Below are 21,242 nucleotides of genomic sequence, written 5' to 3'. Positions count from 1 at the left end.
GAACTGCTGAACTCCTCCTCGCCAGCCGCTGAAAAAGTCAGGCGACTGACGTGGTATCCTCCTTTTCCGATGAAGCCAGCGGCTTCACCGTAATCAGCTTGATGCCGGCGTCGGTGACCATGTTGGCCGCCTCGTCGGAAATCTTGTCGTCGGTGATGATGGTCGAGACCTTGTCGAGCGGGCAGAGGATCAGGCTCGAGCGCTTGGCGAACTTGCTGCTATCGACCATGACGATCAGCTCTTCCGCCTGGCGAACCAGTTTCTGCTCGCTCTGGATGACCAGGGCATCGGATTCCATCACGCCGAGGGCGTTGATGCCTTGCGCGCCAATAAAGATGCGGCGGGCGTAGAAATTCCGGATTGCGTCGTTTTCGAAAGGCGACAGGATCAGGCTCTGGTCGCGGTATATCGCGCCGCCAGGCACCGAGACATTGCATTTCGAGTGTTTGACCAGATGTTCGGCAATGGCGAAGGAATTGGTCATCACCTGCAGCCGGCGGGCCGACATGAAATGCACCATCTGGAATGTCGTGGTGCCGCCATTGATGATGACGGAATCACCTTCCTCGCACAATTCGACGGCGGCGCGCGCAATTGCGCGTTTCTTGTCGATGTTGACTGATTCGGAAACTCGGAAGGGGCGCGCGGCCAGATTGCCCAGCTGCGGCGGATGCACGGCCTCGGCGCCGCCGCGGACGCGGCGAAGCTTTCCCTGCACATGCAGAGAAGCGATGTCCCGCCGGATCGTGGCTTCTGATGCCTCGGTCAGTTCAGCGATATCCTGCACCGTGACAACCGGCTTTTCCTGGATCGCGCTTAGTATGATGCGATGGCGTTCGCGTTCGTGCATGGGGCTCCTCCTGATCCTGATTTATTCGGATTGTTTTTAACCTGTCAATCAGAAACGATCAAAAAAGATAATATTGCACCGCACAATGAAAACTAATGATCGAAATTGATTGACAATCGGCGATCTGATGCGCGATACCCTTCGACAAGAAGGAGATGGGTCCGTGTGTTTCGGCCCATGAACAACTACCTGGGAGGATGTCATGACGGGCCAAACCCGCCTTCTCGATAATCGTTGGGACGATGCTTATGCTGCCAAGCTGGATGAGCCGGGCAAGCTGCTTTATCGCTCGAATCTGCTCGGTGCCGACAAGCGCATCACCAATTATGGCGGCGGCAACACCTCTGCAAAGGTCATGGAAACCGATCCGCTGACCGGCGAAACGGTCAAGGTTCTATGGGTCAAGGGCTCGGGCGGTGACGTCGGGACGATCAAGCTCGATGGCTTCTCCACCCTCTACCAAGACAAACTCGAAGCCTTGAAGGGCATCTACAAGGGCGTGGCAGACGAAGACCGCATGGTCGGCTTCCTGCCCCATTGCACCTTCAACCTGAATCCGCGTGCAGCCTCGATCGATACGCCGCTGCATGGTTTCGTGCCGTTCACGCATGTCGATCACATGCATCCGGACGCGATCATCGCGATTGCGGCCTCCAAGAATTCCAAGGAACTGACAAGCAAGATCTTTGGCGCCGATATCGGCTGGTTGCCCTGGCGCCGTCCGGGCTTCCAGCTCGGTCTCGATCTCGAAGCCTTCGTCAAGGCGAACCCGACGGCCAAGGGCGTCGTGCTCGAAAGCCACGGTCTCTTCACCTGGGCGAATGACGCCAAGGATTGTTACCTGCTGACGCTCGACATCATCAACAAGGCGATCGAGTGGTTTGCCAAGGAAACCGAAGGCAAGGTGATCTTCGGCGGTGCGGTCTCCAAGAGCCTGCCGGTTGCCGAGCGCCGCGCCATCGCGGCAAAGCTGATGCCGGAAATTCGCGGCCGGATCGGCAAGGCGGAGCGCAAGCTCGGTCATTTCGACGATCAGGATGCCGTGCTCGAATTCGTCAATTCCAAGCAGCTTCAGCCGCTTGGCGCGCTCGGCACGTCCTGCCCCGACCATTTCCTGCGCACCAAGATCCGTCCGCTGATCGTCGATTTCGATCCGGCCAAGCCGGATGTCGATGCCGTTCTTGCCGGTCTCGACAAGGCGCTTGAGGACTACCGTGCCGACTACACGCGCTATTATGAAGCCTGCAAGCACGACAACTCGCCGAAGATCCGCGATCCCAATCCGGTGATCTTCCTGGTGCCGGGCGTCGGCATGCTGTCCTTTGCCAAGGACAAGGCGACGGCCCGCATCGCCGGCGAGTTCTATGTGAATGCGATCAACGTGATGAAGGGTGCCTCAACGGTTTCCGAATATCAGGGCCTGCCGGAACAGGAAGCCTTCGACATAGAATACTGGCTGTTGGAAGAAGCAAAGCTCCAGCGAATGCCGAAGCCGAAGAGCCTGGCCGGCAAGGTCGCCTTCGTCACCGGCGGCGCCGGCGGCATCGGCCGCGCCACGGCCGAACGGCTGGTCGCAGAAGGTGCCTGCGTCGTGCTGGCGGATATCGATGCCAAGGCGCTCGCGGATACGACGGCGGATTTTTCCAAGCGCCATGGCGGCGATGCGGTGCGTTCGGTTCAGCTCGACGTGACCAAGGAAGACGCGGTCCTGCAGTCCTTCCTCGAAGCGTCTGTCGAATTCGGCGGCGTCGACATTCTCGTCTCGAATGCCGGCATTGCCTCCTCGGCACCCGTCGAAGATACGACGCTTGCCATGTGGAACAAGAATATCGACATTCTCGCGACCGGCTATTTCCTCGTGTCGCGTGAAGCCTTCCGCCTGTTCCGGCGTCAGGCGCTTGGCGGCAATGTCGTCTTCGTCGCGTCGAAGAACGGCCTTGCCTCGTCGCCGAATGCCTCGGCCTACTGCACCGCGAAGGCTGCCGAAATCCATCTCGCTCGGTGCCTGGCGCTAGAAGGGGCGGATGCCGGCATTCGCGTGAACACCGTCAACCCTGATGCGGTTCTGCGCGGCTCGAAGATCTGGAATGGCGAATGGCGTGAACAGCGCGCGGCGTCCTCGAAGATCGAGGTGGACGATCTCGAGGAGCATTACCGCAAGCGTTCGATGCTGAAGCTCAACGTCTTCCCGGAAGATATCGCTGAAGCGATCTACTTCCTGGCGTCCGATCTTTCGGCCAAGTCGACCGGCAACATCATCAATGTCGATGCCGGCAACGCCCAGAGCTTTACCCGTTAAGCTATCCTCCCAAGTCCCGCAGCGGCGCAAATGCCGTTGCGGGGCCGTGCTTACTTCCTCAGGATGACCCAGATTGCGTGGATGACGCCCGGTACATAGCCGCACAGCGTCAGCAGGATGTTCAGCCAGAAATGCAGGCCGATGCCGACCTGGAGGAAGACGCCGACCGGCGGCAGGATGATGGAAAGCAGAATGCGTAGAACGTCCATGATGACTCCGGTTCTCTGGATTGGTTCAGTTAAACGCGGATGGAACAAAATCGTTCGCGTGAGGAGGAAGAAACAATGACGGATAGCAAGATTTCTAGCGATTTCATCGCCGAAGATAATGACAAGCGCGCAGCTGCGCTCAAATCCGACTACGCGGCACTCGGCGAGAAGCTGGCGCGCAGCAATATCGACATCAACGCCATCACCGACAAGGTTGCCGAATTCTTCGTCGCCGTTCCGTCCTGGGGCGTGGGCACCGGTGGAACGCGCTTTGCCCGCTTTCCGGGGCTTGGCGAACCGCGCAACATCTTCGACAAGCTCGATGACTGCTCTGTCATCAACGAGCTGACGCGCGCGACACCGACAGTTTCGCTGCATATACCGTGGGACAAAACGGATCCTAAGGAACTGAAGGCCAAGGGCGACCAGCTCGGTCTCGGCTTCGACGCGATGAATTCCAACACGTTCTCGGATGCGCCGGACCAGGCGAACTCCTACAAATACGGCTCGCTCAGCCATGTGGACGCGGCGACCCGCGCACAGGCTGTCGAACACAATATCGAATGCATCGAGATCGGCAGTGCGATCGGATCGAAGGCGCTGACGGTGTGGATCGGCGACGGCTCGAACTTCCCCGGACAGAGCAATTTCACCCGCCAGTTCGAGCGTTATCTCGCCTCGATGGCGGATATCTACAAGGCGTTGCCGGATGACTGGCGGCTGTTTTCCGAGCACAAGATGTACGAGCCGGCCTTCTATTCGACGGTGGTGCAGGATTGGGGCACGAATTTCCTGATTGCCCAGACACTGGGCCCGAAGGCTTTCTGCCTGGTCGATCTCGGCCATCATGCGCCCAACACCAATATCGAGATGATCGTGGCCCGCCTGATTCAGTTCGAAAAGCTTGGCGGCTTCCATTTCAACGATTCGAAATATGGCGACGACGATCTCGATGCCGGTTCGGTCGAGCCCTACCGTCTGTTCCTCGTGTTCAACGAGCTGGTCGATGCCGAGTATCGCGGCGTCAAGGGTTTCCATCCGGCGCATATGATCGACCAGAGCCATAATGTGACAGATCCGATCGAAAGCCTGATCTCCAGCGCAAACGAAATCCGCCGCGCCTATGCCCAGGCGCTGCTGGTCGATCGTGCGGCGCTTACCGGCTATCAGGACGGCAATGATGCGCTGATGGCGACCGAGACGCTGAAGCGCGCCTATCGCACCGATGTCGAGGCGATCCTTGCCGAAGCGCGTCGTCGTACCGGTGGTGCGATCGACCCGATCGCGGCCTATCGTGGCAGCGGCTACCGTGCCAAGGTCGCGGCCGAGCGGCCGGCGGTCAAGGGCGGCTCCGGCGGTATCGTCTGATCCTTCCAAACATTCACGGCAAATGAAAACGCCCGGACCGTGAGGTCCGGGCGTTCGCTCTTGGATGTTTCTCCCGACGCGCTTGTCGCGTTCTTTTATTCTTCGCGCTGGCCGGTGAGGCTCAACAGCATCTGGAACAGGTTGACGAAGTTCAGGTAGAGCGAAAGTGCGCCGAAGACGGCGAGCTTCTGCTGGCTTTCCTGGTCGACGTTCTCTGCATACTGTTCCTTGATGTTCTGCGTGTCGTAGGCGGTCAGGCCAACGAAGACGACGACGCCGATGACCGATACTGCGAACTGCAGGGCGCTCGAGCCGAGGAAGATGTTGACGACCGAGGCGATCACAATACCGATCAGGCCCATCATCAGGAACGAACCCATCTTCGCCAGATCACGCTTGGTCGTGTAACCATAAAGGCTGGTTGCGCCGAACATGGTGGCGGTGATGAAGAAGGTGCGTGCGATCGATGCGCCGGTGAAGACCAGGAACACCGATGCCAGCGAGAGGCCCATCACTGCGCAGAAGGCCCAGAAGGCCATCTGGGCGCTCGATGCCGACATCGTCTGGATGCGGAACGAGAAGAAGAAGACGAAGGCAAGCGGTGCCAGCATCACGACCCATTTCAAAGGGGACGAGAAGATCGGCACATAGAGGGCTGGCGTCGAGCCGACGAAGTAGGCGACCAGGCCGGTGATGGCCAGGCCAAGACCCATGTAGTTGTAGACGCGCAGCATGTGCTGGCGCAGGCCCTCGTCGAAGAGGGCCGCAGATTGTGCCTGGCTACCGTAGCCGAAGCGGTTCTGGATAGGATCCATAGTCAAGTTCCTCCTTGGTGAGTTCAGTAAAGGGTGCGAGCGAGTTTGCGGGCTTTGTCGGCCAGCGCATCCGCATTCGGGGTTTCGGAAATCAGTGCGTAGGCGACTTCGCCGATCTGCCAATAGGCTGCCTGCGTTTCACCTTCCTGGCGCATCAATACTTGCTGCACGGCGAAGGTGCCTGGGCGAACGGCAAAAAGAGACAGACGCTCGCCCTTGCCTGCCTCGACTTCGAGTTCAACGCTCGGTCCGTAGGTCGAGGGGAAAATCTGCGCATCCCGGATCGACCAGTGCGCCGGCATCTCTGGCAATACGATCGCTGTTGCCGATCGGATATCCGCCGGGTCGAAGGAGCCTGCCTCCGACTGCGATGGCATCTGTTCGCGCAGTTCCGCCGTCTGGTGGGCGCGAATGGCTTCCTCGACAAAGGCAGGCGGCGGCACGGATGCCACGACCTCACCGACGCCTAGCGGCGCGATCCAGCCATGGGCGGCCCATCCGGCGCCGACGAAGAGCGTTATCATCGCGGCACGGCGAAACAGGTCCAAGGTGCGGCGGCGGCTGAACGCTCTTTCCAGCATTCGAGCGGCGTCACGGGTCTCGATCTTGCTGACGCTCGGGAGGCCGGCAAGAGACAAGCGCAGTTCGTCGCGAACCCGGAGGTCGGCCATGACCTGGGCCGCCACTTCCGGGCGCTCCGACAGATAGGCTTCCACTTCGATACGGCGCCCGACATTGAGCTGATCATCGACATAGGCGTGAAGGTCGGCTTCGATTACGGGATCATTGCTGGTCATCGGGGGGGCCTCCAACGATGCGTAGGTGGGTCACCGGAGCGATCCCTTGCTTGTCCTCAATTGCGCGAAGTCGCGCTCTGGCCCGTGAAATGCGTGACATCAGCGTTCCAACGGGAATGCCAAGCACGTTTGCGGCTTCCTGATAGGAAAGCTCTTCCATGGCCACAAGATGCAGGGCTTCACGCTGATCTTCCGGCAGAGCCAGAAACGCGTTTCGAACCTGTTTGAGCCGAACGGAATGCTCCTGTTCGGCCGGTATCGATTGTGCCACCAGATCCAGCGTTGCGGCATCGCGTCTCGCGGTGGCGCGCTTGTAGCGCAAACGGTCGATATGCGTGTTGTGCAGTACCGAAAGCAGCCAGTTGCGGAGATTGGCGCCTGTGCGGAAAGTCGACTGCTTTTCGAGCGCGCGTACCAGTGTGTCGTGCACCAGATCTTCTGCTTCATCCGGATCGCGCGCCAGAGACCGCGCATAGCGCCGCAAGGCTGCCAGCTGTCCGATCACGTTAAAAGGGTGCGTTCCGGGTTTCATGCCTGAGTATACGAACCCCGGATGGGATTTATTCCCTGATGACGAAAATTATTTGGGGTCGTTGGATGGTCAGCCGATCGCCCAGCCGAGACCGCGCAGCGCGCCATAGACCAGGCCGCCGGACGTTGCCAGGGCAATGATGCCAAGCGCCACCCCAAGCATGACGATCAAGCCATCCCGTTCCATCAGACCAAGGGCGATCATCACCAGAGCCGCAACCGGCAGGAAGTTGCCGAATGGAATGGGCAAGGCGACCGCAATTGCCAGCAGGAAAACCGGGATACCAAGCAGCGACTGCGCCGTACGGCCGGCAAAATGGCGCATGCGGTCGCGGCGCAGGATCGTTTCAACCCGCGCCACCAGAGGGCCGGTGTAACGGACCACAAGGCTGATCACCTGTGCCGAAATACGCCGCCGACCGAGAAAGCGGGGCAACCAGATACGCTGGTAGCCGGCCATGATCTGTACGGCGATAATGGCCAGGCAGGTGCCAAAGACCATGCCGAAGGGACCGGGTATCGGGGTCAGCGCGGGTAGCGACAAAATCAGGATGGCGAAGGCGATGCTGGTTCGGCCCATGGCTGCCAGCAATTCGTCAAGGCTGACCGACCCCGCGGTATCCGCATGGATGACCAGCATCGCCAATCGCGAGGAAGCGACGCCGGGTTTGCGGTCATCGTTCGGGGACATGTCAGGGTCGCTCATCTCATTTCCTGCTTGTTTCGACGTGGGGACATGTAAGATCGGCAGACGTCAGGACAAGGCAAGGCGGGACGACTCTGTTGTGTTGTGTCGACGGCAGCTTCCGCTCCCCCCGGTCGCCAAGGGCGCATATCAGGCCCTGTTATATGCAACGGAACTCTTTGGCGGTCGCCGTGTTTTCTCAGGTGGCAACAGAGGAGATACACACCATGGCCGATGTTGAAGAAACAAAACATCGCAACGGACAACCGCCGACGACTAGCGGTCCGGTCGCAGGCCCGCAGGCGCATCTCGCCGAACAGAGCGGCAGGATCTCAGCCGATCGCGATCCTTCGCGCGAACACAAGGGGGCGGTCGTCGAGGATGAAAAGCGAACGAAAAGCAGTGGGCCCGTTGCGGGGCCGCATGCGCGCAAGGATTTGCAGGATGACATGAAGACGCCGGGGACCGGAGCATTGCCTGATTCCGGTGCTCGCGAAATGGATGTCGGTCCCGATTGATCGCAACCTCTTGCGGAATTTCGGTCCTGCAAGCAGGCCGGCGGGTCGCCGCCGGCCTGCTTCAGTCATGCGTATCTACCGATCAGATATTGTCGGCAACCGCTTCATGGGCCATTCGCGCCTCTTCCTCGCGTTCCCGTCTGTTGTAGCGGATCGAAGACCAGAGCGAGACACCGATCAAGGCGGCGCCGCCAAGGCCGGTGATCACTTCGGGGATATGCACCAGCGTCTGGAAATACATGATCACCGAGAGGATCAGGATGGCGTAGAAAGCGCCATGTTCCAGATAGCGGTATTCCGCCAATGTGCCCTTTTCCACCAGCATGATGGTCATCGAGCGCACATACATGGCGCCGATGCCAAGGCCGATGGCGATGACGAAGAGATTCTGCGTCAGGGCAAAGGCGCCGATCACGCCGTCGAAGGAGAAGCTTGCGTCGAGCACTTCGAGATAGATGAAGGCGCCGAGGCCTCCCTTGGCCGCTTCGCTCATGGCTTTCTGAGAGGCGTCCAGCAGGCCCCCCAAGACTTCAACGGCCAGGAACGTCACCAGGCCATAGATGGCCGAATAGACAAAAGTGGTCGCATCTTCGCCTTCCAGAAGATTGGAAAAGACGAGGATCAGGATCAGGACAAACGCGATTTCTATGCCCTTGATCGAGGCCGAGCGCGCCATGTGCTTTTCGATGACCTCTATCCAGTGCACGTCCTTCTCGTGATTGAAGAAGTAGGTCAGGCCGACCATCATCAGGAAGGTGCCGCCGAAGGCCGCGATCGGGAGGTGTGCGTCGTTCATGATGCGGGCATATTCGGCCGGCTCGCGGGCCGCCAGTATCACCGCTTCTATCGGGCCGATCTTTGCCGCGATGACCACGATGAGTAGCGGGAATACGATGCGCATGCCGAAGACGGCGATGATGATGCCCCAGGTCAGGAAGCGATGCTGCCAGACGGGCGTCATGTCTTTCAACTTGTTGGCATTGACGATCGCGTTGTCGAAAGACAGCGAGATTTCCAGAACGGCGAGCACCGCGCAGATAAAGAAGACGGTCGCCATGCCGCCGATGGTGCCGGTCGATTGCCAGCCCAGCACGCCACCCAGGACGAGGCCGAGGAACGTGACGATGAAGGCCCAGCGGAAATAACCCAGGGTGCTGGTGCCGCTATTGGGTGAGAGGGGAGCGTTCATACCACTATCTCCTTCGCGGGAGACAGGGATATGCACGAATAGGGGGGATGGACGTCGCGCAACGCATTAGGCGCACACGCAAAGAGCATGATCCAAGTGTTCATTTGTTTTGAATCCGCCGGCTTGTCTTGCTGGCGGTACCGACATCACGAGAGCGCCGTAAACTCTCGCCAGAGGGGCCCGGCACCAGGTTCGACGGCGACGAGAGTTGGGCTTCGTCGCGCAATGTCACTTGTCTGTGAATATGTATTAAACGTCAAGTGCTGCGGAGTTGGTGCGTATCGTGAGATTTTGGCGCCGACCACCCACAACGAACAATATCGTGAGCGATCGGTTAGATATAGACTGTGCTTTTCTGGCTGAGGTTGGAGGCTTCAGATGGGCGATGCGAAGATGTTCGACAGCACTCGTTTCCTCGAAGCCCAGGCGCCCGTACTGGAAGCCGTCAAGGCGGAGCTCGGCGCTGGACGAAAGCAAAGTCACTGGATGTGGTTCGTCTTTCCGCAATTGCGGGGACTTGGGCTTTCACCAACGTCGTTGCATTACGGTCTTGCCTCTGTCGCGGAGGCTCAAAGCTACCTCGCGGATGACCAGCTCGGGCCGCGGCTGGTTGATTGCACGAGGTTGGTGATGTCGATCGAGGGGCGCTCGCTACACGAGATTTTCGGCTCACCGGATGATCGCAAGTTCCAGTCCTGCATGACCTTGTTCTCACTTGCGGCGCCGGACGAACGTGGTTCTATATTTCGCCAGGCTCTTGATCGGTATTGCGGTGGCAGGCTTGATCACCGCACGCTGGAAATCCTGTCGCTTTAGAGCATTTTCGGCGAGAACGGAGTCGCCTTTAATGCTCTATCTCTTTGTTTTCACGCAATTCCGGACGCAAAACCGGTTCCCACTTTTGCTGGAGTTGCTCTAGAATTCGCCGATCTCGATCACCGGTCTTGATGCAAGACTGTTGCTGACGGTGCAGATCTCTTCGGCGCGATGGACTACAGCCGACTGTTGTTGTGGCGTGAGAGTGCCTTTGAAATGCATGTTGACGTGAAAGCGCGCAATACGGGAAGGCCCATCCTTTGCCTTGTCCCCCGTTACCCTGGCCACGACTTCACTGAGACTATCCGCCAGACCAAGCTCGCGCACTGCAATGCGTGCGCTCATGGTCAGACATGCGGCCAAGGCGGCGTGTAGCAGGTCAATGGGATTAAAGCCCGGTTGGGATGCCCCCGTGGCGATTTCGAGCGTACCGCCGGTGTCGGATACGAGGTGCGGGTAGCCGGTTCTGCCAAGTGTTGCGGTCGCACCGACCGGTCGCGTCTTCAGTCCTGACACCTGATCACTCCGAGTTTCGTCGTGACGTCAGGATAGAATGCCAGGAGCCGATGTCAAAACACGGATGCCGTTAGTCGGGTGGCGTTAGATCTCGTTTCCGATCCGGGCCGTTCCGGTCTCGCCGTTGTCTCTCGTCCACTTCAGCTGCGTGTCGTCGATCCGTTGCAGCTCGAAGCACATGGGCGCTCCCTTGTACCAGCTGGTGAACTGCTGGCAGAGGCGGTCGCCATCGATCCACCATTTCCCGGTGTCTTTCGGCTTGGCGAAGCGGCCAAGGCCCAAGGCTTCTCCAGTCCCGTCAACCTGTCCATTGGACCTGTAGTTCAGCGGAAATTCGCCGCCCATCGGTACGGCGAGATAGATACGCTTGCCGATGATGTCGTCGCGGATATCGGCTGCGGTGAAGCGCTCGTTGGCCAAGGCGCTGAAGGTGCCAAGCGTCAGGGCTGCGATTGTCATGATGGATGTTCTGATTGTGCCTTGCATCAGATGATCTCCCGTCCGAACCGGCTGCATGAAAACGTTACGCTTTCAGAACGGGGCTGGATCAGTCGCCTATGAGCGAATGAAGATATTGACGCTGGCTGCTCGACCATCGGCATCGATGACGGTCAGGGTGGATTGTCCGGTGCCTTCCGGTTGCCATGCGCCCGTGCGGCGGCGCGTCGATGCTTCCATTGGCTTGCCATTGGCCAGCCAGCGAAAAGGTGCGCGTCCGGCCTGCATCTTGACGATCAGCGGTAGGAAAGCACCACTTGCATCCTTGCCGAGTTCGATCTGGGCGCCTTCCGGCGGATAGATGATCTGTGGCGGTCGCTCGCGGGTTGAGGTGGCAACCAGTCCGTTCGTCCCTGTCGAGAAGCGGCGCAGGCTGACCGGCAAGTCGGATTGGGCGAGGCGGGCTGCGCCAGCGGGTGCGCGGGGCAAGGGAGTGCCGGCAAGACCCGACTTGGCAAAGGCTTCAAAGAGAACCGGTGCGGCGGTGGCATAGCCGGAGATCCCGGGGACGGCGGCATTGTCGGGGCGGCCGATCCAGACGCCCAGGACGTATTTTCCGTCATAGCCGACCGACCAGGCGTCACGGTATCCGTAACTGGTGCCGGTCTTGTAGGCGATGCCGGCCGGTGGACTGCCGGCCGGCGGCAGGACGGCACCAAGGATGTCGGCAATATTCCACGCCGCCATCGGTTCGAACAGCGGCTGGTTTTCCAGCAAGGCGGGTTGCTCGCGGATCCCGTCGCCCAGTTGCACCGGCTGATCGCGATTGGCGAGACCGGCATAGAGCTGGACGAGGTCCTTCAAGGCAATGCCCACGCCGCCAAGGGCGATTGCCAAGCCGGGCGCCTCATTCGGCGGCAGCAGCGGCCTGACTTCCGCACGGCGCATGCGCACCATCAGTCGCGAGGGGCCGACACCGTCCAGCAGGCGCACGGCTGGAACGTTCAGCGACAATTGCAGGGCCTGGCGGATGCTGACGTCGCCCTGGTAGTGCATGTCGAAATTCTTGGGGCGGTAGCCGAAGAAATCTGCAGGGCGGTCTTCGACAATCGTTTCCTGCGCCACCAGACCTTGCTCGAAGGCTAGGCCGTAGATGAAGGGTTTCAATGTCGAGCCGGGCGAGCGCTGGGCGCGGGTCATGTCGATCCAGCCGGACCGGCTGGCGTCGAAATAGCTGGCGGCACCGACTTCGGCAACGATCTCGCCGGTGGTGGCGTCTGCCATCAGCAAAGCGAGCGAGACCTTCGGATCGAGTTCGCGGACCGCCTTGAGTGCCACCTGCTCAAGCTTGGCCTGAACGGGGCGCAGGATCGTCGTCTGGTGCCTTTCTGCCTGTGGCGCCTTGCGGCGCGCGGCTTCTGCGAGGTGAGCGGCAAAGGCCGGAAGTTGCCTGCGCTGTCGCGGCAGTTCGGCACTGGCGGCAAGGGCGATTTCATTTTGGTCGAGCGCCTTCGCATCGGCGGCTCGATCAAGGACACGTGCGCGGGCCTTCAAGGCCTGATCCGGGAAACGATCCGGTCGTCGGCGTTCGGGAAGTTGTGGCAGGGCGACAAGAAGTGCCGCTTCCGCTGTCGTCAGGCGTTTCGGCTCCTTGCCGAACCAGGCAAGGCTTGCGGCACGCACGCCCTCAAGGTTGCCGCCGTAGGGAGCGTGAGTCAGGTATAGATCGAGGATCTGCTGTTTCGACAGACGCCGTTCCAATTGCAGGGCGCGGGCAATCTGGATCACCTTTGCCGTCAGCGAGCGTTCGCGACGGGGCTCGATCAGGCGTGCGACCTGCATGGACAGCGTCGAGGCGCCGGATACGACCCGTCCATTGGTCAGCAATTGCCAGGCTGCGCGGCCGAGCGCCAACGGGTCCACGCCGGCATGGCTTTCGAAACGACGGTCCTCATAGGCAAGCAGCATCCGGATCAATGCAGGATCGACGTCTTCGGTTGTGGTCTTCAGTCGCCAGAGGCCATCCCGGGTGGCAAAGGCACGCAGCAATTCGCCGTTGCGATCGAGGATTTCGGTGGACACGAGGCGGGCCGTACCGATCGGTGGCGGATAGTAATGGTCGGCTGTGTCGAGCACGAAGAGGGCCATGGCCGTCATGCTGACGGTCATGGCCGCTGCTCCGATCAGGGCGCGCCAGCCGGGCATCACTCGGCCGCGGATACGCTCATGTTACCGGCCGCCGTGCGCGCCGACAACTGGGGGCGATACATGTCCTCGACCGAGGCCGCCGGGAGTGCGAATGTGCCTGGCGATACAGCGCGCACGACGTAAGCGAGGGTGATTTCGCTGTTGTCTTCGGCCTGGCGGTCCAGTGCCGCGACGAAGCGATCGCTGCGAAATTCGAGATGGGCAGCCTGGGTTTGCCCGATCCATTCGAAATTGGCGAGTGTTGCGCTGTCGACGAGACTTGGATTGTCGATCTCGAAACCTGCCGGCAGCAGGTCGGTGACCAGCAGCTGGGCCGGCCAGTCATCCGATTCCGTGACGGTCAGGACAACGACATAGCGCGCGTTCTGCTGTGTTTCGGTGATGTTGGCTTCCTCACCATCCAGCGTGTAGTAGGTTCGCGTGATGTCGAAGCCGTTTCCGCCCGCCGCCGGAGCCTCGAAGGGAGCCGCGACCGTGGTGATTGCGGCACTGACCGGATCATTGCTGCGGTTGGTCAGCGTCACCGGCGATTGCAGAAGCGCTTCACCCGGCATTGTCGCCGCATAGGCACCATCGCGGGCACCGCCGTTGACCTCAAGTTCCAGACCGGCGTCGTCCTGCTGCAGCGCGCGCGCCGCGAGCAACATCCAGGTTTGCTCCTGTGTGCTGAGTACCTGCTTCTCGTTCCATTCATCGGCCACGAGCTTGGCGAGGACAGGCACAACCGGCGGAACCGGACGGCTTTCAGCGGCAAGGGCCAGAACACCGGCGCTGTCGCGCAGCTGCGAGCCGTAGTCCGAGCGGACGAAGCTGACCTTGGAGATCCTCGCCTGTTCCGACATGCCGGCTGCTTCGAGGAAGGTGCTGCTGGAGCGCTCTGCGTCACCATAGAGCGACAATGCGGCGGCCAGATGCGCCTTGGACAAAGGGGTCGGGAAGTCCTGCAGCATCGTGTCGGCATAGTAGCGCAGGTCGCTCAATGACGCCTTACGATTGCGGGCCAGCACGTAGAGCGAATAGGCGATCTCGTTGCCCCGGCTCTTGATGTCTGTGTCATAGGCGATGCGGTTCTGCAGGTTCTGCAGTGCCTGAACCAGGGCTTCTTCCGGCACGTCGTACTTCTTTTCGCGGGCGCGGGTGAGGAAATCGGTGACATAGGCGTCGAGCCAGAGGCTTTCAGAGCCCGGTGCCCACAGGCCGAAGGAGCCGCTGGACGACTGGTAGGCGAGCACGCGGTAGATCGCATCCTGCACGCGCTTGCTGATCGCCTCGTCTTCCGGCAGGCCGGAAAGCTTGGCCAGTTCGTCGAAATAGAGCAGGGGCAGGGCACGGCTGGTCGTCTGCTCGGCGCAGCCATAGGGATAGCGGTCGAGTGCCATCAAGAGCGCCGGCACGTCGAAGCTGGCACGCGAGACGTTGAGGCTGACGGACGCACCCTGCAGGATGCTGTCGGCGAGCAGATCGCCGCTGACCGTCAGGCTCTGGCCGGGGGCAAGTGCCACGACCTGGCGCTCGGTGATCGGCAAGGTCGAGGGGCGTACGGTCAGGTCAAGCGACTGGCTGACGGCAACACCGTCGGCGCCGGACAGCGCAATGTCGAGCTGACCCTGTCCCGTGGTTGCCGCCGTCAGCGGGATGACCACGGTGCTGGTCTCGCCGGCAGTCAGCGCAATCTGTTGCGTCGCCCCGGATGGATCAACTTCGACGGCGTCGTTGCTGCTGATGGCCAGCGTGTAGTTGCCGGTCGGGGCATCGGTTGCGGCGATGTCGAGACGCAGGTTGGCATCGTCTCCGGGCGCAAGGAATTTCGGCATGCTGGCGGTGACGACGACCGGATCACGGATCACGACATCCGTTTCGGCATGGCCGACCCCGGTCTTCGACCATGCGACCGCCATGACACGGGCTGTGCCGTTGAACTGCGGGATGTCGAAGGAGACAACCGCCTTGCCGTCGGCGCCGAGCTTCACCGGACCGGAGAAGAACGCGACCAGCTTTTCACGCGGCGGATTGCCGGACAGGGCAACCTGTCCTCCATCGCCGCCCATGCGCAACCGACCCGTCGCGCCAAGCGAGCCGTCGATCAGCCGACCGTAGAGGTCACGCAGTTCAAGGCCGAGACGGCGCTGGCCGAAATAGTAGGTTTCCGGATCGGGCGTCTCGTAGCGCGTCAGGTTAAGGATGCCGACGTCGACGGCCGACACCATCACATAGGCTTCTTCGCCGATGCCGGCGCCGGCAACCTCGATGGGAATTTCCAGCGGTTGGCGGGGCAGGGTCTTTGCCGGCGGTGTCAGCGTCAATGCAAGCTTTTCACTGCCGGGATCGACGGTTAGCCAGGTAATGCCGATGGCGCGGGCGGGCATGCGGCTTTCCTCGGCGTCACCGGGACGAAACAGCGTGGCAGTGACATAGGAACCAGCGCCAAAATCGGCGGTCACCGGCACCTCGATTTCCGTACCACCCGCCGGAACATCGGCCGTCTGCGACGTGACGAGGCTATCGGTGCCGATGGTTACCAGGACCTGGCCGGCAAAGCGTGGCGAGATCTTGAGCCTGGCTGTGTCGCCGACCCTGTAGTTTTGCTTATCGAGGCCGATTTCCAGGGCGTCCGGGGTCTCGGTGGAGCTTGCCGAGACAAACCAACCGGCATCGAATTGGGTGCTGGAGGCCGCACCATTTGCGCCTGCCTGCTCGACCTCGAGACGATGACGACCCCAAGCGACAGGAACGGAAAGGGCGGTGCCCTCGGCGGCGATGTCGATCGTGCCATCGGCGACCTGCGTGGTCGTGGTGATCGGCTCATATCGCCAGGACGAGCCCTCGCGATACCATTGGTAATTCTGCTCGAGCTTGACCAGCTTCCAGTGGGCTCCGGGCATGGCCTGTTTCTGGCCATCGGGACCAACGGCAATCAGATTGAACTGCGCGTTGGTGTTCTCCGCAAGTTCGCCGGTGAATTCCGGCTTGATGCCGATCAGGGCCGTTGCCGACTGGACTGGCATAGTAAGCTTGCGCTCGACAGCCCGGCCGCCGCCTTCGCGCAGGCGCAGAACCACTTCAGCGTTGAGCATCCTGGTGGTTGACGGCAGATCGGACACGGCTACGTCAATGTCGGTCTTGCCATCATCATCGAGCGGTTCCAGGTCTTCCAGCGGGATACGAACATCCTCAGCCTCTTCCTCATCGGACAGGCCGAAGACGTAGCGCTCATAGGCCGGGTTGCTGCTGGTCGGGCGGATATTTATTTCGCCTTCCAAGCCAAGGCCCGCTGCCGGAGCGCCGTAGAGATATTTCCCATCGACAGAGACAGTGAAAGTCTCATCAGGCGCAACGCTCTTGGCTTCGCTGGTCATGTCGAAATCCAGGCGATCCGGAACAAAGTCATCGACCAGGAAGGACGATTGCGCGATCGCAGTCTTTTTCGGATCGGTGTGGATCGCAACCGTCCAGGTGCCTCGCATGGAGTTTGCCAACAGCGGCAGATCCACGGCGTAGCCACCCAGGGTTTCGCTGGTCACCGCCATGCGGCGAAACTCGACGCCGTCGGGGCGAGAAAAGACGAATGTCAGCGGCAGGTCACCGATCGCATCGGCCTGGGTGTCGCGGGCGAGCGCTGCCGCATGCACGGTTTCGCCGGGGCGATAGATGCCGCGCTCGGTCCAGGAAAGGATGTCCACCGGGCCGGGGGCGGGGCGGCCGGTGACGCCCCGGTCGGAGAGGTCGAAGCCGGCGCGGGTCATGTCGAGAAAGACGTTGTCGTCACCGCCCTTGCGTGCGGCAATGACGGCCGGCGCAAGGGCGGCGCCCGAGCGCATCAGGCCGGCATCGAAACTCGCCTTGCCATCGGCATCGGTCGTCGCCGTTGCCAGAATCTCGTTGTTCTTGGCAATCAGTTGCAGTTCAACCCCTTCAAGCGGCGCGGCGGATGCCAGCGAGCGGGCAAAGACATGCAGGGCGTCGGTACCGGCAAAGGTCGAGAGGCCAATGTCGGAGACAACGAACCACTGGGTGGCGCGGCTATCCCAGTCTTCGCTGGTCGAGGTGGGTGAGACGGCAGTCAGCACATAGATGCCGGGCTTGCGCGTCGGCAGCGCCTCATCGATCGGAATGCTGGTGACGACTTCCTTGTTGATGTCATTGGCGATGTCGACCGTGCCCTGCCAGACCAGTTCGCCGGTCTCGTCGCGCACGCGGCTTGCGCCGTAACCGTCGAGCTGGGTGAGAAACTGCGAAGCAGCCAGAAGCGGAGCGATGTTGCGGTCGCCAATACGGAAGAGTTCGAGCTTGGCGCTGTCGCTGTTGACCGACACCAGCGGGATGCCGCGACGGGCCGTGGATGGTAAGACGAAACTGTCACCGGTGAAGCGCACGGTAGCCGTGCGGTCGCGAACATAGAGATCAAGCTCGACCGGTGCGTCCAGGCTTTCGTCGACGGAAGAGGGCAGGCCGGCGCGAATTGCGAGCTTGTAGCGGCCGCCATGCTCAAGACCTTCGACGCAGATCTGGCTGTTCTTGGCTTCGAGCGCTTTCGGCGCCTTGCCGTCGAGCGTCACGAAAGGCGCATAGTCGACGCCGCGTTTGACCAGTTGCTCCGAGAATTCGACGCAGACACGCGGATTGGCACTGTCGGAATCGACCGTGTTGCCAACGACGCGAAATCCCTTGCGGGCGCGCAACTCGCCGAGTTCCGCCTGGACCGCCGGGCTGGATTCGAGTTCGAGGCTCGCTTTGTATGCGTTGATCGCGGCGCGGTAGTTTTCCGAGTTGTCGAGGCCTCTGGCCATCGACGCCAAGGCTTCGGCGCGTACGGAAGCACCACGGGTCAGCTGATAGCCGTTGATCGAGGCCATCACGGCTTCGCCGGAATAGCTGGTGTTGCCGGTGACGGAATTGGCGAAGCGGGCCATTTCGAGCCAGGTTGCTGCGTCGTCGGGATCGATCGACAGAGCGCCTTTCAGGGAGAAAATTGCCGCGTCGAGATTGCCGCTGGTGAAAGCCGCACGTGCCGTATCGATCAGGCTTTCACGACCGAGGCCGCTCTGTTCGTCCGACAGCGTCAGGTTGGCGCGCTGGTCGCGTGCATCGGTCAGGAGCTGTTCCGAGAGGAATGTCAGGCGGGGCGGGGCGCCGATATCGGCTTCGGCCACGTTTTCGACGATGCGACCGGCAATGGCGCCGACGAATGTGTTCAGTTGATCGTAGTCAGACTTGAGAAAGCACCATTGTACCTTGGGATTGTAGGTAAAGGCGCGGCAGGAACCGTCGGCAATGCAGCTCGCTTCGCATTCGTCCAAAGAAACGTTCTTTTCCGTGCGAAGGTCAAAACCGAAATAGTCGCCGTCCTGGACGGTTTCTATGCGGCGGCTGTCCTGGGCGCCCGCCATCGGCGCAAGGAAAACCATACCCAGTGCGAGCGCGAGGATGGCCTTTGCAAGGTGCTTTAACATGGTTCTCTCCCGAAGGCTTCTGCCAGCCTATTCGAAAGTACTCTTGGTCCATGTCAGTGGCTTGTCAATCGGCACAGGCTACAGTCCGGGGATGTGACCTGGAAAGGTCCCTAGATCTTCTGCGTCTCGTTGCGGGCTGCGCTAAACTCCCTTGCCTGTTCAAGAATCCATGCTGAAAAGGCACTTGCCGGTGCATAGGCCATCTTCGACAAGGGTCGAACGAGATAATAGGCGCTGGCACTTTTGACTTCGTGTTTCCAGGCACGCACCAGCTGGCCGCCGGCGAGTTCGGGCTCGATCAGGAAGGTCGGAACAAGGGCAATGCCGAGGCCGGCCAGGCAGGCCTGCACCACATTGGAAAACTGCTCGAAACGCATGCCGCCGCCCCGTCCGTCGGCGATGTCGAGGCTTGCGAACCACTGTTGCCAGGCGCGCGGGCGCGAGGCCATGTCGAACAGCGGTTTGCCCAGAAGGTCTTCCGGCCGCTTTACCGGATTGTGATCCAGAAAGGCGGGGCTGCAGACAGGTGCGACCATTTCCTGCATCAGGAATTGGCAATCGGTGCCGGGCCAGTTCGGCTCTCCGATATGGATGGCGGCGTCGAGGCCCGATCCCTCGAATTCGAACTGACCGATACGCGTGGCGAAGTCGATGATGACCGCGGGGTTGCGTTGCAGGAAGTCAGGGATGCGCGGCATCAGCCAACGGGTACCGAAGGTTGGAAGGATGGCGAGCCTGAGATGGGTGTCGTCGCGGGTGGCCATTGCTTCCAGCGAGAGGGTGCGGATGGTCGCCAGCGCATCGCCAATGCCCTTGGCATAGTTGCGGCCAATGGCAGTCAATTCGACGCCGCGATTGGTGCGTTCGAACAACTTGACGCCAAGCTGGTCCTCCAGCAAGCCGATCTGGCGACTGATCGCGCCTTGCGTCAGGGCGAGTTCGCTGGCGGCGGCGGAGAAGCTCCCGAGCTTCGCAACGGAATCGAAGGCGGCAAGCGCGCTGGTCGAAGGCAGGAAACGGCGTTGATGTGTCAGCATTCGTCATGATTAGACCTAATAGCTGCATGAGTAAACATGGCTTGTTTTTGCATCAGCCATGAGCAAAATGCTGCCAAACCGAATAAGGATACCAAGCCATGAGCGAGATGCAGCCCTTTTCCTGGAGCGATCCCTTCCTGATGTCCGATCTGCTCAACGAAGACGAGCGGATGATCCAGGATGCAGCCGCAGCTTTCGCCAAAGCGGAGCTCGCGCCCCGTGTCAACGAAGCCTATCTTGGTGAAACGGTCGAGCCGGAGCTGTTCAAGCTGATGGGGCAGGCGGGTCTGCTCGGCGTAACGCTGCCGGAAAAATATGGCGCTGCGGATGCCAATTACGTGTCCTACGGCCTCGTGGCGCGCGAGATCGAACGGGTGGATTCCGGCTATCGCTCGATGATGAGCGTGCAGTCCTCGCTGGTGATCTATCCGATCTATGCCTACGGCTCGGAAGAACAGAAGGACAAGTATCTGCCGGGTCTCGTCTCTGGCGAGCTGATCGGCTGCTTCGGCTTGACCGAACCGGATGCCGGCTCTGACCCGGGCGGCATGAAGACACGTGCCGAGAAGATCGAAGGCGGCTATCGCCTCAAGGGTTCGAAGATGTGGATCTCGAACGCACCGATCGCCGATGTTTTTGTAGTCTGGGCGAAATCGGAAGTGCATGGCGGAGAAATTCGTGGCTTTGTGCTGGAAAAGGGCATGAAGGGTCTGTCAGCCCCGAAAATCGGCGGGAAGCTTTCACTGCGCGCTTCGGTGACTGGTGAAATCGTGCTGGACAGCGTCGAAGTCGGCGAGGATGCGCTGCTTCCGAATGTCTCCGGCCTGAAGGGTCCGTTCGGCTGCCTCAACCGCGCCCGCTATGGCATTTCCTGGGGTGTGCTTGGCGCTGCCGAGGATTGCTGGCATCGTTCCCGCCAGTATGGCCTTGATCGCAAGCAGTTCGGCAAGCCGCTGGCCGGCACGCAGCTCTTCCAGAAGAAGCTCGCCGACATGCAAACCGAAATCTCGCTGGGTCTGCTCGCGTCCCTGCGTGTTGGTCGCCTGATCGACGATCACAAGTTCGCCCCGGAAATGATCTCGATCGTCAAGCGCAACAATTGCGGCAAGGCTCTCGATATCGCCCGCATGTCGCGCGACATGCATGGCGGCAACGGTATCCAGATCGAGTACCACGTCATGCGCCACGCGCAGAATCTCGAGACGGTCAACACCTACGAGGGAACCCACGACGTGCACGCTCTGATTCTGGGTCGCGCCCAGACAGGCATCCAGGCATTCTTCTAGGAGCAGGATTGAATTTGTTGTTTTTTCGGCACCAGTTTCTTTTTAGGGGTTCTGGTGCCGAAGTGTAACATTCTTGCGTCTATCAGTGAAAATATATATATAAATTTCGCCATTCTACGTGCTCCCGCCCTTGGAATTCTGGTCTGATACTTGGCATAACCTCCGGGCAGAGTGGGTTCGTCCGAGACTTGAGCATGCGGGATTTCCGGGACCGCATTGCAGAGCCATCT

The 21,242-nt window shown here is 60.6% G+C and carries 17 protein-coding genes; 5 read left to right on the top strand and 12 right to left on the bottom strand.

Annotated features, from left to right (window positions below):
• Window positions 1-37 precede the first annotated feature (37 nt).
• The gene (locus tag IM739_RS00300; RefSeq protein WP_237369304.1) at window positions 38-850 is read right to left on the bottom strand and encodes a DeoR/GlpR family DNA-binding transcription regulator; all 813 of its coding nucleotides are present in this window, start codon (window positions 848-850) and stop codon (window positions 38-40) included.
• 202 nt (window positions 851-1,052) lie between these two features.
• On the opposite strand from IM739_RS00300, the gene IM739_RS00295 reads away from it, so the two are divergent.
• Complete coding sequence (locus tag IM739_RS00295; RefSeq protein ID WP_237369303.1) at window positions 1,053-3,149, top strand: bifunctional rhamnulose-1-phosphate aldolase/short-chain dehydrogenase; 2,097 nt, start codon at window positions 1,053-1,055, stop codon at window positions 3,147-3,149.
• 50 nt (window positions 3,150-3,199) lie between these two features.
• Here IM739_RS00295 and IM739_RS00290 read toward each other — a convergent pair whose 3' ends face one another.
• Window positions 3,200-3,358: a YqaE/Pmp3 family membrane protein gene (locus IM739_RS00290; protein ID WP_237369302.1), complete on the bottom strand. Its 159-nt coding sequence runs from the start codon at window positions 3,356-3,358 to the stop codon at window positions 3,200-3,202.
• A gap of 75 nt (window positions 3,359-3,433) precedes the next feature.
• Between IM739_RS00290 and rhaI the strand changes: the two genes are divergently transcribed.
• On the top strand, window positions 3,434-4,726 hold the full coding sequence (gene rhaI / locus IM739_RS00285; RefSeq protein WP_237369301.1) for an L-rhamnose catabolism isomerase: 1,293 nt from the start codon (window positions 3,434-3,436) through the stop codon (window positions 4,724-4,726).
• A 95-nt stretch (window positions 4,727-4,821) separates the two neighbouring features.
• Here rhaI and IM739_RS00280 read toward each other — a convergent pair whose 3' ends face one another.
• The 4 genes from IM739_RS00280 to IM739_RS00265 form a co-directional block, all read right to left on the bottom strand.
• Window positions 4,822-5,541, bottom strand: coding sequence for a Bax inhibitor-1/YccA family protein (locus tag IM739_RS00280; protein ID WP_007596635.1), 720 nt, complete (start codon window positions 5,539-5,541; stop codon window positions 4,822-4,824).
• A gap of 23 nt (window positions 5,542-5,564) precedes the next feature.
• Window positions 5,565-6,338 carry an anti-sigma factor family protein gene (locus IM739_RS00275; protein ID WP_237369300.1) on the bottom strand — a complete coding sequence of 258 codons (774 nt, stop codon included), beginning with the start codon at window positions 6,336-6,338 and terminating at the stop codon, window positions 5,565-5,567.
• On the bottom strand, window positions 6,325-6,870 hold the full coding sequence (locus IM739_RS00270) for a sigma-70 family RNA polymerase sigma factor (RefSeq protein ID WP_237369299.1): 546 nt from the start codon (window positions 6,868-6,870) through the stop codon (window positions 6,325-6,327). The genes IM739_RS00275 and IM739_RS00270 overlap by 14 nt, the downstream gene beginning before the upstream one ends.
• 69 nt (window positions 6,871-6,939) lie before the next feature.
• On the bottom strand, window positions 6,940-7,575 hold the full coding sequence (locus tag IM739_RS00265) for an exopolysaccharide biosynthesis protein (protein ID WP_237369298.1): 636 nt from the start codon (window positions 7,573-7,575) through the stop codon (window positions 6,940-6,942).
• Window positions 7,576-7,781: 206 nt separating this feature from the next.
• Between IM739_RS00265 and IM739_RS00260 the strand changes: the two genes are divergently transcribed.
• Window positions 7,782-8,072 (top strand): hypothetical protein, encoded by a 291-nt coding sequence (locus tag IM739_RS00260; RefSeq protein ID WP_237369297.1) that lies wholly within the window; start codon window positions 7,782-7,784, stop codon window positions 8,070-8,072.
• Between the two features lie 82 nt (window positions 8,073-8,154).
• Here IM739_RS00260 and IM739_RS00255 read toward each other — a convergent pair whose 3' ends face one another.
• A complete protein-coding gene (locus IM739_RS00255; protein ID WP_237369296.1) occupies window positions 8,155-9,261 on the bottom strand; it encodes a DUF475 domain-containing protein in 1,107 nt (368 codons plus the stop codon).
• Between the two features lie 378 nt (window positions 9,262-9,639).
• Between IM739_RS00255 and IM739_RS00250 the strand changes: the two genes are divergently transcribed.
• On the top strand, window positions 9,640-10,077 hold the full coding sequence (locus tag IM739_RS00250; RefSeq protein ID WP_237369295.1) for a DUF1810 domain-containing protein: 438 nt from the start codon (window positions 9,640-9,642) through the stop codon (window positions 10,075-10,077).
• Window positions 10,078-10,176: 99 nt separating this feature from the next.
• Here the strand turns inward: IM739_RS00250 and IM739_RS00245 are convergent, their stop codons facing one another.
• From IM739_RS00245 to IM739_RS00225, 5 genes are all read right to left on the bottom strand, one after another.
• Entirely contained in the window at window positions 10,177-10,593 is a 417-nt protein-coding gene (locus IM739_RS00245; protein WP_237369294.1) for an OsmC family protein, read from the bottom strand.
• 84 nt (window positions 10,594-10,677) lie between these two features.
• Complete coding sequence (locus IM739_RS00240; RefSeq protein ID WP_442981073.1) at window positions 10,678-11,052, bottom strand: hypothetical protein; 375 nt, start codon at window positions 11,050-11,052, stop codon at window positions 10,678-10,680.
• Window positions 11,053-11,148: 96 nt separating this feature from the next.
• Window positions 11,149-13,236, bottom strand: coding sequence for a penicillin-binding protein 1C (gene pbpC / locus IM739_RS00235; protein WP_442981072.1), 2,088 nt, complete (start codon window positions 13,234-13,236; stop codon window positions 11,149-11,151).
• Complete coding sequence (locus tag IM739_RS00230) at window positions 13,236-18,689, bottom strand: alpha-2-macroglobulin family protein (RefSeq protein WP_237369291.1); 5,454 nt, start codon at window positions 18,687-18,689, stop codon at window positions 13,236-13,238. The genes pbpC and IM739_RS00230 overlap by 1 nt, the downstream gene beginning before the upstream one ends.
• Before the next feature lie 110 nt (window positions 18,690-18,799).
• Window positions 18,800-19,726, bottom strand: coding sequence for a LysR family transcriptional regulator (locus tag IM739_RS00225; protein WP_237369290.1), 927 nt, complete (start codon window positions 19,724-19,726; stop codon window positions 18,800-18,802).
• Window positions 19,727-19,824: 98 nt separating this feature from the next.
• On the opposite strand from IM739_RS00225, the gene IM739_RS00220 reads away from it, so the two are divergent.
• The gene (locus IM739_RS00220) at window positions 19,825-21,012 is read left to right on the top strand and encodes an acyl-CoA dehydrogenase (RefSeq protein WP_237369289.1); all 1,188 of its coding nucleotides are present in this window, start codon (window positions 19,825-19,827) and stop codon (window positions 21,010-21,012) included.
• Window positions 21,013-21,242 lie beyond the last annotated feature (230 nt).

It is taken from the genome of Rhizobium sp. SL42, from assembly GCF_021729845.1.
Classification (GTDB): Bacteria; Pseudomonadota; Alphaproteobacteria; order Rhizobiales; family Rhizobiaceae; genus Allorhizobium.
This window is presented reverse-complemented; position numbering and strand designations above follow the sequence as displayed.